This window comes from Candidatus Thiodiazotropha endoloripes, assembly GCF_001708965.1.
Classification (GTDB): Bacteria; Pseudomonadota; Gammaproteobacteria; order Chromatiales; family Chromatiaceae; genus Thiodiazotropha; species Thiodiazotropha endoloripes.
In genome coordinates, this window is sequence record NZ_LVJW01000003.1 from 474875 (window position 1) to 489573 (window position 14699).

General features: G+C 54.5%; 14 protein-coding genes. 12 read left to right on the forward strand and 2 right to left on the reverse strand.

Going from position 1 to position 14699, the window contains the following annotated elements; genetic code table 11:
* Positions 1-5 precede the first annotated feature (5 nt).
* Positions 6-779 (reverse strand): polysaccharide deacetylase family protein, encoded by a 774-nt coding sequence (locus A3193_RS02180; RefSeq protein WP_069004544.1) that lies wholly within the window; start codon positions 777-779, stop codon positions 6-8.
* A 374-nt stretch (positions 780-1153) separates the two neighbouring features.
* On the opposite strand from A3193_RS02180, the gene A3193_RS02185 reads away from it, so the two are divergent.
* From A3193_RS02185 to rimI, 12 genes are all read left to right on the forward strand, one after another.
* Entirely contained in the window at positions 1154-1618 is a 465-nt protein-coding gene (locus tag A3193_RS02185) for a hypothetical protein (RefSeq protein ID WP_069004849.1), read from the forward strand.
* Between the two features lie 242 nt (positions 1619-1860).
* Positions 1861-3132: a BPSS1780 family membrane protein gene (locus A3193_RS02190; protein WP_069004545.1), complete on the forward strand. Its 1272-nt coding sequence runs from the start codon at positions 1861-1863 to the stop codon at positions 3130-3132.
* A gap of 14 nt (positions 3133-3146) precedes the next feature.
* Positions 3147-3848, forward strand: a complete 702-nt coding sequence (locus tag A3193_RS02195) for an RDD family protein (RefSeq protein WP_069013929.1) — start codon at positions 3147-3149, stop codon at positions 3846-3848.
* Entirely contained in the window at positions 3848-4834 is a 987-nt protein-coding gene (locus A3193_RS02200) for a stage II sporulation protein M (RefSeq protein ID WP_069004547.1), read from the forward strand. The genes A3193_RS02195 and A3193_RS02200 overlap by 1 nt, the downstream gene beginning before the upstream one ends.
* Positions 4821-6299: a DUF4129 domain-containing protein gene (locus A3193_RS02205; protein ID WP_069013930.1), complete on the forward strand. Its 1479-nt coding sequence runs from the start codon at positions 4821-4823 to the stop codon at positions 6297-6299. The genes A3193_RS02200 and A3193_RS02205 overlap by 14 nt, the downstream gene beginning before the upstream one ends.
* The gene (locus tag A3193_RS02210; protein ID WP_141694750.1) at positions 6289-7434 is read left to right on the forward strand and encodes a DUF4350 domain-containing protein; all 1146 of its coding nucleotides are present in this window, start codon (positions 6289-6291) and stop codon (positions 7432-7434) included. Before A3193_RS02205 ends, A3193_RS02210 begins: the two co-directional genes overlap by 11 nt.
* Positions 7435-7436: 2 nt before the next feature.
* Positions 7437-8411, forward strand: a complete 975-nt coding sequence (locus tag A3193_RS02215; protein ID WP_069004550.1) for an AAA family ATPase — start codon at positions 7437-7439, stop codon at positions 8409-8411.
* Positions 8408-9712, forward strand: a complete 1305-nt coding sequence (locus A3193_RS02220) for a DUF58 domain-containing protein (RefSeq protein ID WP_069004551.1) — start codon at positions 8408-8410, stop codon at positions 9710-9712. Before A3193_RS02215 ends, A3193_RS02220 begins: the two co-directional genes overlap by 4 nt.
* Positions 9713-10085: 373 nt before the next feature.
* On the forward strand, positions 10086-10868 hold the full coding sequence (gene pssA, locus A3193_RS02225) for a CDP-diacylglycerol--serine O-phosphatidyltransferase (RefSeq protein ID WP_069004552.1): 783 nt from the start codon (positions 10086-10088) through the stop codon (positions 10866-10868).
* Positions 10869-11123: 255 nt separating this feature from the next.
* Positions 11124-12674 carry a 2-isopropylmalate synthase gene (locus A3193_RS02230; protein WP_069013932.1) on the forward strand — a complete coding sequence of 517 codons (1551 nt, stop codon included), beginning with the start codon at positions 11124-11126 and terminating at the stop codon, positions 12672-12674.
* A gap of 15 nt (positions 12675-12689) precedes the next feature.
* Complete coding sequence (locus A3193_RS02235; protein ID WP_069004554.1) at positions 12690-13460, forward strand: uracil-DNA glycosylase; 771 nt, start codon at positions 12690-12692, stop codon at positions 13458-13460.
* A gap of 2 nt (positions 13461-13462) precedes the next feature.
* Positions 13463-13951, forward strand: a complete 489-nt coding sequence (gene rimI / locus A3193_RS02240) for a ribosomal protein S18-alanine N-acetyltransferase (RefSeq protein WP_069004555.1) — start codon at positions 13463-13465, stop codon at positions 13949-13951.
* A gap of 27 nt (positions 13952-13978) precedes the next feature.
* On the opposite strand, the gene A3193_RS02245 is transcribed toward rimI, so the two are convergent.
* A complete protein-coding gene (locus tag A3193_RS02245) occupies positions 13979-14635 on the reverse strand; it encodes a putative metalloprotease CJM1_0395 family protein (RefSeq protein WP_069004556.1) in 657 nt (218 codons plus the stop codon).
* Positions 14636-14699 lie beyond the last annotated feature (64 nt).

Below are 14699 nucleotides of genomic sequence, written 5' to 3' on the forward strand. Positions count from 1 at the left end.
GATGACTACGGCCTGTTGCCGTTGATAACATCATAAGCATCGGCAACAGGCAGTATGCGGGCTCCGCTCGCAACGGCCTGTTCGAGCACCCACTCCAACTGTTGCGGTGTGCAGTCATAGTCACCTGGGTTGTCATCCACACCATGGGTGTAGAACACCAGCCATCCGCCGGATTTCACCGTCTTGTCGATAACCCGCTGGATTGCTGTCTGATCGAAGCTGGGGTTATAGATGCTGGTCCCTCTCAGCAGGTACAGATCGGTACCTTTTTGATTGATGCCGGGTCTTGAGCTGCGCAGGGTTTTGTAGTGTTGGGATAACCGCCTCTTGCTCTTGAAATCCACCAATCCGAAAGGGTAGGAGAAGTGCTCGATCGGTTTCCCGCCAAGCCATGAGCTGAGTGTCCTGACATTTCGCTGGGCATCTTCGGCCAATTCCTCTGCGCTGCCCTGAGTCAGCCGGTAATGGCTGTAGGTGTGGCAGCCGATATCGTGTCCGGCCTTGTCGAGTTGCGCGAGATCCTCACGGCCAAGATATCTTTCCCCTTTCTCAGCGTTGGCCTGTTCATCCCCAGTAGCCAGGCCGGATGAAATATAGAAGGTTGCCTTGACCGAATGCCGGTCCAGGATGGGTATTCCATTTTCCACTGCACTGCTGGGAACATCGTCAAAACTGAGGCTGATGATTGCCTGCTGCATCTTGATATCACGACGGTCATTGAGGAAGGAGCCGTAGAGCCATGTTTTCGATTCTTGTAAGGCTTTTCTGATAACTGACATGATTGGTTGTTCCAAGCCGTTTCTATAAAAACTCTGTGTTGCCAGCCTTGTTGTTTACGCGGCCAGGTCCATATGGGTTCCTGTGGCAGAGGGCAGCGTGAAACCAATACCACTGAAAAATATCCGGATATAATCTCTATTAAGCCGATGGCTGATTCAATATGCTATCGTGCTGGCTTTGAGGCATCGCACGAGTGTGCAGATCAGGTTCGCTGAGTATACTGATTGTGTATTGTACTCAATCAGCGGGTTGTCTGCCCCACCAGTGTGTATGGGGGTGCCAGCCACTTGAGCTGGTGCGAATATCGGTTGCTAATGAGTGCTCAGGCTGACTGAGGCCGAGAGCTTGTGAGACCCTAGAGTTGGAGGTGGAGATGAAGTTGCTATTATTGATTGGCCTGATGTTGTTCGGTACCAATCTGAGCTTGGCCTCGGAAGTGGCGGAGAATGATCCGGTACGTGTTTTCACCTCGGAAGAGTCGTTCGAGGATCTGGTAGAAAACATAAAAATGGCGATCGTCGATCAGGGGCTGCTGGTCAGTGGCACCTTGCATGTCAGCGATATGCTGAACCGCACGGCAGCTGATCTTGGCTACTCAGAGATATTCACCAAAGCCGAATCGGTTGAGTTTTGCAGTGCTTTGATCTCACATAAGATGGCTCAGGCAGCTGCAGAGAATATCGCCATCTGCCCATTCACCATCGCTGTTTACGTAAAGAAGAGCGAGCCTGAAAAAGTCTATGCCTCTTACCTTGTTCCCAGGCTGATGGGGGATCGTGGTGAGGTGTCTGAGAGTATTGTCGAGTTGCTTGAGACTATTCTAGAAGAATCCTTATAAAACAATAAGTTATAAATGGCAGTCTGTATGAGGCTGCTGCCGGACAGGAAACAGAATCCTAAAAAATTGTGCAATCGCGCATATGTTGAAATAAATTCAAGGACATCAATTACTTGCCGTAATAGAATAATAACCCGGAGGTATGCCGGGTTTTTTTCGGGTGTAGAGAACGGGGTTTCACTTGAGACCTGTTCTGCTAACAATTATAGACACCCATCCGGGCAGATTGGAGAATCTTAGGAATGTCAGAAGTTTATCAAGTCATCTATAGCGGTAAATTGCAGCCCTATGCAGATGAGTCCCGCCTGGTCATGCTCTTCAGTGAAAAATTCAAACTGGGTCAGGAAAAGGCGCAGCGACTGATCAACGGAGGCCGGCCAATCGCCCTTAAGAAGGACCTTGATCTGGAGAAGGCACTCAAGTTCCAGGAATCACTTGAAAAACTGGGTATGGTAATAACCCTAGATCCCGATCCCGATTTGCAGACCGCCGAACCCTCGGAGCTCTCTCTCGGTATCTACGGTGGTGATGATGAGACAACCGAGGTGCTGGATCAGTCACAGATTCATCGGGAGCGCTGTCCTAAATGCGATTCTGGCAATATGCAGCTGGGGATCTGCCAGGATTGCGGCATTGTTGCGGCAAAGTTTCTCGCTGCCCAGGCCCGAGGCGAGGTACCAGAACCTGCTAGTGAAGAGGTTGGTCAGGATGATCCCTACACCCCGCCGGAAGCGGACCTGGAAGAGCCTGGTGAAGGTGGCATGGTCGGTCCAAGATCGGTTTCCGCCGGGCGTGGGTTCAGTTGGGTGGCAGAGGGTTGGGCGTTTTTCAGAGAGTCTCCCTTTGCCTGGATGATTGCGCTGGTTCTGTGGGGTGTGGTCAATGTGCTGGTTGCCATGGTGCCCGTCGTCGGTGCCATTGCCGTGACCCTGCTGGCGCCCACATTGGTGGCCGGTTTCATGATCGGATGTCGGGAACAGGAGGAGGGTGAGTCGTTTTCGCCCAGCCATCTGTTTGCCGGTTTCAGTCACAATGCGGGGCAGACGATCATGGTTGGTCTGTTCTATATGATCATCTCCGGTGCGATTGTCATCACCATGATGGTTACCGTATTCGGCTCCCTGGAGAGTGTGTTTCCCCAGGTGGGAGAGATGGATGCCGCATCGGCGATGGCTGTCACGACACCGATGATCGCCAGTTTCGCAGTCGGGATGATTGCCTTCGTGCTGCTGCTGATGGCCTACCTGTTTGCGCCGGCACTGGTTGCGCTGGATGATCTGAGTGCCTGGCAGGCCATGAAAATGAGCTTCATGGGGTGTCTTAAAAATCTGTTACCACTCACTTTCTACAGTATCCTTGCGCTACTGTTGTTTCTTTTGAACGGTCTGTTTATGCTCTTGTCTCCAGTATCAATAGTGCTTGCTGGCGTACTCTTCGGGTTGGGACTGCTGATCCTTTTCCCAGTACAGATAGGTGCAATCTATTCGGCTTACACGGATATCTACTACGACTGAAATGTGGCACAGGTATGAAGGAAAGGATTCCTGATTCCCCTCTTGATACCCTCAGGCAATATGAGATACCTGAAGGGGTAACACTTCATCTACGAGTTGCCGGACCGGTGGTGCGCGCTTGTGCCTGGGCGATCGATGCGCTCATCAGAACCTTACTCTACCTCTCTCTTGCGATGCTGCTGGGTTACCTGGGTGGGCTGGGTTTAGGGGTGATGCTTATCGGTTTGTTTCTGATTGAGTGGTTCTACCCGGTGGTATTTGAGATGCATAACGGTGCCACCCCTGGTAAACGGGTGATGGGTGTTCTGGTGATTCAGGAGAATGGCACTCCAGTCACTCCGGCTGCCTCGGTGATTCGCAATCTGCTGCGCAGTGTGGATTTTCTGCCGTTTCTGTATGGCGTCGGGCTGGTAACCATGCTCAGCAATCGCAGTTTCCAGCGTTTAGGGGATCTGGCAGCCGGAACGCTGGTGGTCTATCGTGATCAGAACATTGAGCGCATGGATCCGGCAACTTCCACAGCCCTCAAACCGCCGATGGATCTCTCTGAGGAGGAGCAACTGGTGATACTGAATTTTGCCGAGCGACGAGAGACTCTCTCTGAAGAGCGCCGGCAAGAGTTGGCAGAGTTGCTTTCCGCGCAGACAGGTTTGCAGGGTGTTGCGGCTGAGCAGGCCCTGTATGGCTATGCCAACTGGATTCTCAAGGGACGCTGATGAAACAGCAGCAGTTCGAACTCGAAAACCAGCCCTTGTGGGATGAGATCGAATCCCTGATCGAAGATCTGCAGCGCAAGCGCCAACATCGACAGTTGAGCAAACAGCAGCATCTTCAGTTTCCACTCCTCTATCGCAAGCTTTGCAGTCACTATGCACTGGCCCGCAGTCGAGGTTTCAGCCCGGCCCTGGTGGATCAGCTGCACGTTATGGTGTTGCGTGGGCATCCGCTACTCTACCGCTTCAAGGGGGAATGGGGATGGCGGATCCTGCAATTTGTCTTTACCGGGTTCCCCCGGGCGCTAAGGCGTCAGAAAGCCTATTTTCTGATCTCCCTGCTGGCCTTCCTTTTGCCTGGTTTGATCATGGGAACTGCCTGTTTTCTCAATGATGACCTGATCTATAGCGTGATGAACGAGGCCACCGTGGCAGAGATGGAGCAAAACTATGATCCGGCTAATGATCGACCGGGTCGATCTGTTGAGCGCAGCTCGGATACGGATTTCTTGATGTTCGGTTTCTATATCATGAACAATATCGGTATCGGCTTTCGTACCTTTGCCTCGGGGATTCTGTTTGGCATCGGCTCGCTGTTTTTTCTGCTGTTTAACGGTCTGGTGATTGGCGGGGTGGCTGGCCATTTAAGTCGGTTGGGTTATCACGATACCTTCTGGCCCTTTGTTTCCGGTCACGGCTCCTTTGAGTTGACCGCGATTGTGATCTGCGGCGCAGCCGGTCTGATGTTGGGTCACGCGCTGTTGGCACCGCGCCAACAGACGCGGCTTCAGGCGCTGAAAATGCGGGCGCTTGAGGCACTGCCATTGGTGATGGGGGCGGCTTTGATGCTGCTGTTTGCCGCCTTTATCGAGGCCTTCTGGTCATCCAGTTCTGTGGCCGTGGCTACAAAATACGCTGTTGCAGCGATACTTTGGGCAGTGGTTATTCTCTATCTGGTCTTTATGGGGCGTAACGATGGATCTGGATAGAATCGCCATCAAACTGCGTCTGCGGGAGAGTTGGGAAGGTATCGACCTGGGTTTCACCATGGCCAGACAGTGGTTCATCAATCTTTGGCTGATCTGGCTCTGCAGTGCATTGCCGGTGATGTTGCTGTTGGTTGTCCTGCCGCTGCCGTTGTGGCTGGCGGGATTGATTCTATGGTGGCTGAAACCGGTCTATGAACCGCCTCTGCTCTACTGGATGAGTCGCCGGGTGTTTTCGGAGACGATCAGCTTGAGGGGTGTATTCAGTGATTGGAGAAAAATCGTACTGCCCCAGTTGATCGCCATGCTGAGCTGGCGCCGATTTACGCCGGCCCGCTCCTTTTTCATGCCGGTGGTGGTGCTGGAGGGTTTGCGGGGTGAAAGACGAAAGAAGCGGATCAATGTACTCGCCAAAAACAGTGGGGCCGCTTCCTGGCTGACCATTGTCGGCCTCCATTTCGAAGTGATTCTGCAGTTTGGATTGTTGGGATTGATCCTGGCCCTGATACCGGAAGATCTGTTGTGGACCGATTGGCAAAGCTATCTGTTTGATCCCGATCCTGTCAGTGAGTGGTTGCACCATCTTACTGCCCTCGCAGCAATGTCACTGATCGCGCCATTCTATGTGGCGGCAGGATTTGCACTTTACCTGACGCGACGCAGTCAACTGGAGGCCTGGGATCTGGAGCTGGGATTGCGCAGGATGGCGCAACGACACGAAACTCGACCTGCAACAACGCGCAATTCACTGCTCGCCTGTCTCGCTCTTCTATTCTTCGCTTTCTCCCTGCCTGAAACGGCACAGTCCGTGGAGATGAGTCATCAGGATGCCGAAAGTCTGATTCAGGAGGTGTTGTCCGATGAGGCCTTCGGCGAAGAGAAAACGGTTAACTATTGGGAATATGTGGGTGAGGAGGAGAGCCAGTCGGATGAATCCGATTCCACATTTTTAAGCTGGCTGGAATCGATTGCCGAGTCGACCGCTTTTTTGGGCGAGTTGCTGCTCTGGATTATGGTGATTGTTCTGCTCGCCTATCTGCTTCACTGGTATCTAAAAAACAGATCGGCATTTGGCCGTACGGTTATTGAGCAGAGTCACAGGCGGGTAGCGCCGACCATTGTGGCCGGTCTGGATCTGCGGCCTGAAAGCATGCCTGAGAATCCTTCAGTCAAAGCACTTGAAATGATTCAACAGGAGCAACCAAGAGAGGCTGTTGCACTGCTCTACAGAGCCACTCTTTCCCGCTTGGTGCATCACTATGCGTTGCCAATCAAAGCGGGTGATACAGAGAGGCAGTGTCTCGACAGGAGTCGTACACTGCAGATCCCTGATCTGTTCGACTACCTGAGTGAGTTGACCGCTGTCTGGCAGCAGCTTGCCTATGCGCATCATCAGCCGCAGAAGAGTCAATTGATTGATCTTTGCCGTGCATGGATTGACCATTTTGGTGGCCGCGATGCGGGATAGTATGAAGAGTGCCCTGCTGCTGATTGCACTGTTGGTTATGCTAGGCACCCTTGGCTGGCTCTGGTTTGAGAAAAATTTTGAGCGTCGCGAAAAGGTGGTGAGGAGTACCATGAGTCTCGAAGCCAGGCGCAATCCCATGTTGGCTGCCGAGATGTTTCTGAGCCGTCTTGGTCTGTCGGTTGAGAGCCGAACGGGTAGAGAGTATCTGATCCAGCCACCTGAAGATCCAGGGTTACTGTTGGTGCGTGATTTGGGGCCTCCATTGAGTGAGCGTGCCGTGAACGATCTCCTTGCATGGATTGAGCGGGGTGGCCATCTGCTGGCAGCGCCCGGTGACCAGTTGCCGGTGGCGGGCAAGCATGGTTTGCTGGCAAAACTGGGTGTCACCCTGGTCGATGCGGATGAGAGGGAGGAGGGGAATGAGACGCTTGCGCTCGACCTAACTGCCCAGGTTGAAGGATTGGAGGTCGATGTTGATATGCCCTATCGGTTTGTACTCGACGAAAGCTCCGAAGCCGTCAGACCGCTGGTTAAGGATCCCCGTTATCTGGTGTTTCCCTGGGGGGGCGGGTTTATCACTCTGATCAGCGATAGCGATATATTCAGCAATAACCGGATCGGTGAATTTGAGCATGCCCGTCTGCTTGCCCATCTGGCAACGGATGGTGATCCTGTGTGGCTACTGCACAGTGCGCAGATGCCCTCACTGACCAGTTTGATCTGGCGCTGGGCGCCTCAGCTGGTGGTGACACTGGTGCTTCTGGGATTGCTCACGGTGTGGTGGATGAGCCGGCGCAGTGGAACGATCTTGGCTAGCACAACATCAGACCGCCGGGATCTGTTGGAGCATCTGCAGGCGAGTGCTGAATTTGCCTGGCGTAACGATCTCAAGGCCGGACTGCTGGAAGGGGCTCGGCATCAGGTTGAAAAGCGCTGGCTGAGCGCCCATCCAGTCCTGTTGCAGCTCGATCAAGAGGCGCGATGTAATTGGCTGGCGAAACGGACCGGTTTGAGTGCAACGGCTATTTTCAAGGCCCTCTATCCTGATCAACCGGACACCATGCAAATGATCAAAAACAGTATCAATCTGCAGCGATTGCTCGCTGCCTTACACCCAGACAGAAAAGTGAAATAGACATGCATGATAAAACCTCCCCCCCTCAGGACAGACTGGACCGGGCCAGACAGTTGGAGAGTGAGATAGCCCGTGCGGTGATTGGACAGCAACAGGTTATCCATGAAGTGGTATTGGCCCTTTTCGCTGCCGGACATGTATTGGTGGAGGGGGTTCCGGGGCTGGGCAAGACCCTGTTGGTGAGAAGCCTCTCGGCGGCAATACAGGGTGAGTTCAGTCGGATTCAATTTACGCCTGACCTGATGCCCAGTGATATTTCGGGTCATATCATGTTCGATATGAAGAGTGAGAATTTCCGGGTACGCAAGGGGCCGGTGTTCTGTAACCTGTTGTTGGCGGATGAGATCAACCGCTCGCCCGCTAAAACCCAATCGGCCCTGCTTGAAGCGATGCAGGAGCAGCAGGTGACCATCGAAGGCAGAACTTTCCCGTTAACCGCGCCGTTTCTTGTGCTTGCCACCCAGAATCCGATCGAGCAGGAGGGGACCTACCCCCTGCCACAGGCCCAGTTGGATCGCTTTCTGCTGAAGGTGTTCATCGATTACCCGGAAGAGGACGATGAGCAGCAGATGGTCAAACAGATCACCGACGGCCGGGTGGGAGACCAGCTCGATACCTCGACAATCCGGCCATTGATGAATGCACAAGAGATACCGCAGATACAGAACCATGTGGCCTGCCTGAAGGTGGATGATGAGATCATCAACTATGCGGTGCGGCTGATCAGGGCGGCGAGAGATTGGAACGGTATTGAAGCGGGGCCAGGGCCACGGGGTACGATCTCCCTGCTGCGGGCTGCCAGGGCGGAGGCCTTTCTCGATGATCGGGATTTTGTCACACCCGACGATATCAAGAGTGCGGCGCTGCCGGTATTGCGTCATCGGGTTCGCCTGACGACCGATCTGGAAATCGAAGGCTACCGGCCGGAAGATGTGTTGAAGGATCTTCTGGATAACCTGCCGGCACCGAGAAAGTGACACCCAAACGCCGCTTGATCTTGGCGTTGCTGCTGCTGGTTCTACCGGCGTTGTTAGCCATCTGGTATCCCCATTGGGCCTATGTCTGGGTGGGGGGTATGGTTTTACTGCTGTTTCTGGCTGCGGTTGATCTGTGGTGGCTGCGACAAATTCCATGCCCGAAGGTGGAGCGTCTGCTGCATACGACGATTCCGGTCGGTGTCTGGACCGGGGTTCAACTGAAACTGGAGAGTCGTTTCCCACACAACCTGATGGTTACTGTTCACGATCACCACCCGGCAGATTGTGATGTCAGGGATCAGCCGCTCACCCTTGAAATACCGGCTCAGCGTCAATTGACCATTAATTATCAGGTCCTGCCAAGAAGTCGCGGCGATAAACAGTTTACCGGTGTTGATCTGGTGATCCATTCAAGCTTCAGGTTGTGGCGGCTGAAACGGTTTCTCGATCACCAGACCAAGGTCAGGGTCTATCCCAATTTTCGAGAGATTGCCCATTTCGCGCTGTTGGCGACAGACAACCATCTCAGCCAGATGGGGGTCAGAAGGCGTCAGCGACGGGGAGAGGGCAGTGATTTCCATCAGCTCAGAGAGTATCGGGTGGGGGATGCGTTACGCCAGATCGATTGGAAAGCCAGTTCCCGTTATCGCCGCCTGATCTCCAAAGAGTATCAGGATGAACGGGATCAACAGCTGGTGTTTCTACTCGATTGCGGACGCCATATGCGTCACCGGGATGAGCAGGGAGCCCACCTCGATCATGTACTGAATGCAATGCTGCTGTTGAGCTATGTGGCTGAGCGTCAGGGTGATGGGGTTGGTTTCCTCAGTTTTGGCGGCATCCACCGCTGGCAACCGCCGATCAAGGGCGGCGATCTGGTACGGCGGATTCTCGACCGCTGCTACGATATAGAGCCTACCCTTGAGGCTGCGGACTATCTCTCTGCAGCCCGCCAGCTGATGTCTCTGCAAAACCGCAGAGCGCTTCTGGTGATACTCACCAACAGTCGTACCGAAGATCAGAGCGAATTGCAGAAGGCGGTTTCGATTCTGGCGAAACGGCACTTGGTGGTGATTGCTGATCTGCATGAGGCAAGTCTGGATCAGGTGCTGGACAGACCGGTCACGGATCGGGCGGGAGCGCTGCGTTTTCAGGCGGTGGTCGACTATCTTGGTGAGCGCAGGGAGAGCCATGAGCGACTGCAGTACCGGGGTGGCCTGGTGATCGACAGTCGCCCTCAGCAGTTGCCGATTAATCTGGTGAATGCCTATCTGGATGTCAAAGCCTCAGGAGCATTGTAGTGCTCTTTTCGCTACTGTTGTCAGGGATAAATCCTATCGGGTAACTTAAACAGCAGCAGACACTGCAGCGGTTTGCTGGAATCGAGTATTTGGTTTGTCTGGGTCGCTGCTGATCAACCCATGCTGCCTCATCATGGCGAATGCCGGGATCCAGGTGTGTTGGCCGGCTTCAAGTCCCTAACATATTGATTATACAAAGAGAGGCATACTCCCGCTGAAAGTAATATACTTAGTCGCTCGACTGTTAACCTGTTCGCCAGTTTAATAGTTACGGTACTCTGAAAAGCGGCTTTGGTGCGCGGTAACTGCACCATATTGCAGGTGTTGAGAGAGCCCTGATTCTGCCAAAAATAACGTAAAGGCGATCGATGTAATGGAGACTGAAGAGGCTAAGCCCAAGAAACGCAGCAGAGGCATCTATCTGCTGCCTAATCTGTTTACCACGGCCGCACTGTTTGCCGGTTTCTATGCGATTCTGGCCGCCGTCAATGGCAAGTTCGAAGTGGCTTCGGTGGCGATCTTTGTCGCCATGCTGATGGATGGTCTGGATGGTCGGGTGGCCCGCCTGACCAAAACCCAATCCGCTTTCGGTGCCGAGTATGACAGTCTGTCGGATATGGTCTCATTCGGTCTGGCGCCCGCTCTGGTCATCTATATCTGGGCGCTCAGTGATCTGGGTAAACTGGGTTGGTTGGCGGCTTTCATCTATACCGCCAGCAGTGCCCTGCGTCTGGCCAGATTCAATACCCAGATCGGCATCGCCGATAAAAAGTATTTTCAGGGGCTGCCCAGCCCGTCAGCTGCTGCAATCGTGGCCGGTGGGGTATGGCTCGGCGTCGACTATGAGATCTCCGGTCAAAGCCTGGATTGGGTCGCAGCGGTGCTCACTACCCTGGTGGGATTGCTGATGGTCAGTAATTTCCGTTATCACAGCTTCAAGGAGATCGACTTCAGCGGCAAGGTGCCATTCATTGTGCTGGTTGTGGTGATGGTGGTACTGGCGATTATCCAAACCCATCCTCCCACCGTTTTGTTCGCCCTGTTTCTGGTTTACGCCATCTCCGGACCGGTACTGACCCTTACCCAGTTGCGCAAACACCGGGAGGATCGGGTTGCCACCGATCAGGATAGTGGAGCCGGGCAGAATGGAGAGTGATTCTGCTGTGCAATGGCCTGGTGCTGGGTTATATTCGCCGGGTCAATAGCGAGCAGCGCTCCGCCGCCCGATTGCATTCTCTGTTCCTGGTATGACCGGGATCGGATAACATACTATTCTTAAAACAGATTTTTCTAGATTTGCGAGGGCCAGCCGGACTGGTGCTAACAGGCCCTCTGGTAACTATTTTGTGAGCAAGCTTCCGGGGTTGAGATCTGCCTGGCTGTGGGTCCACCTGGCTTGCCGGAGAGAAGCATGAGTCAAGCCGATCAACTGATCATTTTCGATACCACTTTACGGGATGGTGAGCAGAGTCCCGGTGCATCCATGACCAAGGATGAGAAGGTGCGTATCGGCAAGGCTTTGGAAAAGTTGCAGGTGGATGTCATCGAAGCCGGCTTCCCGATTGCCAGTCCGGGTGATTTCGAGGCAGTTTCAGCGGTGGCCAATGTGGTTAAGGATTCCACCATCTGTGGCCTGGCCCGTGCCCTGGACAAGGATATAGACCGGGCAGGCGAAGCCCTCAAGCATGCCAACTCCTCACGTATCCACACCTTCATCGCAACCTCGCCGATCCACATGCAGCATAAACTGCGGATGAATCCGGATCAGGTGGTTGAGCAGGCGGTGCATGCGGTCAAACGGGCCCGTAAATATACCGATAATGTGGAGTTCTCAGCCGAGGATGCGGGACGTTCCGAGATCGAATTTCTCTGTCGTATCTTCGAGGCGGTGATCGATGCGGGGGCCAGTACCCTGAATGTGCCGGATACGGTGGGCTATGCCATGCCCCATCAGTTTGGTGAAATGATCCGGCAAATGCGGGAGCGGATACCCAATTCCGATAAGGCGGTCTTCTCCGTGCACTGCCACAATGACCTTGGACTGGCGGTGGCCAACTCCCTCTCTGCTGTCAGCAATGGCGCACGCCAGGTTGAATGTACCATCAATGGTCTCGGCGAACGGGCCGGCAATGCCTCACTGGAAGAAATCGTGATGGCGGTGAAGACCCGTCAGGATGTCTTTTCCTGTGAAACCCGGCTGGATACCACCCAGATCCTCAGCTGCTCCAAACTGGTCTCGAATATCACCGGCTTTCCGGTTCAGCCGAACAAGGCCATCGTTGGTGCCAATGCCTTCGCCCATGAATCAGGCATTCATCAGGATGGGGTGCTGAAATCCCGCGAGACCTACGAAATCATGCTCGCCGAAGATGTGGGTTGGAGCCAGAACCGCATGGTGCTGGGCAAGCATTCGGGACGAAACGCTTTTCGCACCCGACTGGAGAGTCTGGGGATCAGCTTCGAATCGGAGGAGGAGGTCAATGCGGCCTTCTCCCGCTTTAAGGATCTGGCCGATAAGAAGCATGAGATCTTCGACGAGGATCTGCAGGCACTGATGACCGACACCAAGACCGAATCCTTCAACGAGCGGATCAAACTGGTCTCTTTGAAGGTCTGCTCCGAAACCGGAGAAACCCCCAAAGCGGATGTCACGCTGAGTCTTGATGGGGCGGAGGAGCCGGGTACAGCCGTTGGCGGTGGGCCGGTGGACGCCACCTTTAAGGCGATAGAAAGTATCGTCAGCAGTGGCACCGAACTGCAACTCTATTCGGTGAACAACATCACCAGCGGTACGGATGCCCAGGGGGAAGTGACGGTTCGGCTGGAGATGGATGGACGCATCGCCAATGGTCAGGGTGCGGATACCGATATTGTGATCGCCTCGGCCAAGGCCTATATCAATGCGGTCAACAAGATTATGACGCCGATCACCAAGGCTCACCCGCAAACCGGTGATGTATAGCCTGAGCCAGAGACAATGGATGAGCTGAGGCGCCAAAACTATCTGCGGATGATGGGGGTAACCCAGTGGCGACTGCGTCAGACCGATTCCCATGAAGCGATACAACAACCTGTTGTGGAAGCTGAAGCAGAAGTCGGCCTGGCGGAGCAACCTGCTGTGGCAAGTGATCCGATTGGGTCGTCTGATCGTGCACCAACAGCAGTGGATCTGTCCGACTGGCTGACGCTCCGGGAGCAGGTGAAAACGTGTCGGCAATGTGGCTTACGCGCCGGTTGCAGCCAGACCGTGTTTGGCGTCGGTAATCAGCAGGCCGATATGCTGGTAATCGGTGAGGCACCCGGTGCGGATGAGGATCGTCAGGGAGAGCCCTTCGTCGGCCGTGCGGGACAACTGCTGAATGCCATGCTGCTGGCTATGGGGTTCAAACGGGAGGCGGTGTTTATTGCCAATATCGTCAAATGCCGGCCACCTGACAACCGGGATCCCGCTGCAGAAGAGGCACTGGCCTGTCAGGACTACCTGTTGCGACAGATTGCGCTGATTCAACCGAAACTGATTCTCTCGGTCGGTCGGATCTCTGCCCAGAATCTTCTCAAAACGGATATTGCGGTGGGTAAGCTGAGGGGGCGGGTGCATGCCTTTGGAGAGACCAATATCCCTCTGGTGGTCACCTATCATCCAGCCTATCTGCTGCGCTCACCAGAACAGAAAAGTAAGGCCTGGCAGGACCTGCAACTGGCCCTCTCGGTGCTCGCTCCTGTCAACAAGGCCCAAGGTCAATCCTGACCATGAGCGCTCTGGTCACCGATCCTCTGCTGGGTATACGGCCAATGCGGGAGGAGGATCTGGCCCAGGTCTTCGCCCTGGAGATTGAAGTCTACCCCTTTCCCTGGACCGAAGGGATCTTCCATGACTGCCTTAGGGTGGGTTACTCATGTTGGGTACTTACCATGGACGATCAGGTGATCGGCTATGGAGTGATGTCGGTGGTGATTGATGAGGCGCATATTCTGAATATCTGTATCTCACCGGAGTGGCGCAGGCGAGGTCTGGGTGAGAAGCTGATGCGGCGACTGATCAAAGTGGCGGGGCAGCACGGAGCCGAGACCGTATTTCTTGAGGTTCGGGTGAGTAATCGGCGCGCTTTGCAACTTTATGAAAAGATCGGCTTTGTCGAAGTGGGTATGCGCAAGGCCTACTACCCTGATCACAACAAAAACCGGGAGGATGCACTGCTGCTCTCCCTCGAAAGACTCAACGCTCGTGGGTCCGGTTGATCGTTACCTTATTTACTGCGTGGCCCACTAAATGATTTCGTCGATGGTGGAGGGCGTACTGTGGAGCGTGGCGCTTCCTGAGACACCGTTGAATGCAGCAATTGCCCGGCTGTTGAACGGAGCCTCAAACTCACGACCCGCATCACCCGCCTCTGCCGCACCATTGGATTGATTCTGTTGTGCCATCTCCTCCCGCCGAGCGGCACTGATATCAGCTCGCGCCTGGGATGCCATGGCCGCAGCCTGGGCGGCTACCATCCTGTCCTGAGGGGAGGGATCTGCCGGCGCCAGGGCAGCACGACGCAGGGTCTCAGCCTGGCGTAGTCGCTCTTGGGGAGAGCCGGAGTAGGAGGCGCTGATCGATACCTCGCCACCTACCGCATATCTTCGACCATCCGGGCCGGTCTGATAGGTGTAGCTGCCGCCGGAGACCATGCCGGCTGCCGCAGAGCGGTGTGCTGCTTCATGGGCTCTCACCTGTCGGTCGCGCTGTTGCAGCTCTCTGACCTGTGCCTGCTCTTCCTGGGTGAGTTCACTGCTCTGGTTGGTCTCCCTGACCGGTCTTTGACTTTCGTTCTGTTTACTTTCCGCAGGGGCCGCAGCCTCTCCAGACCCCATGATATGGGGCTGTTCTCGACTCTCAGCCGTTACCCTTCCCGCTAGCTGGGATTGGCTGCCGAGCATCGATATTCTGCCGATTGAGAGGTCCATAGCACCTTTTTAATCTATTTACCCAATTAAATTATAT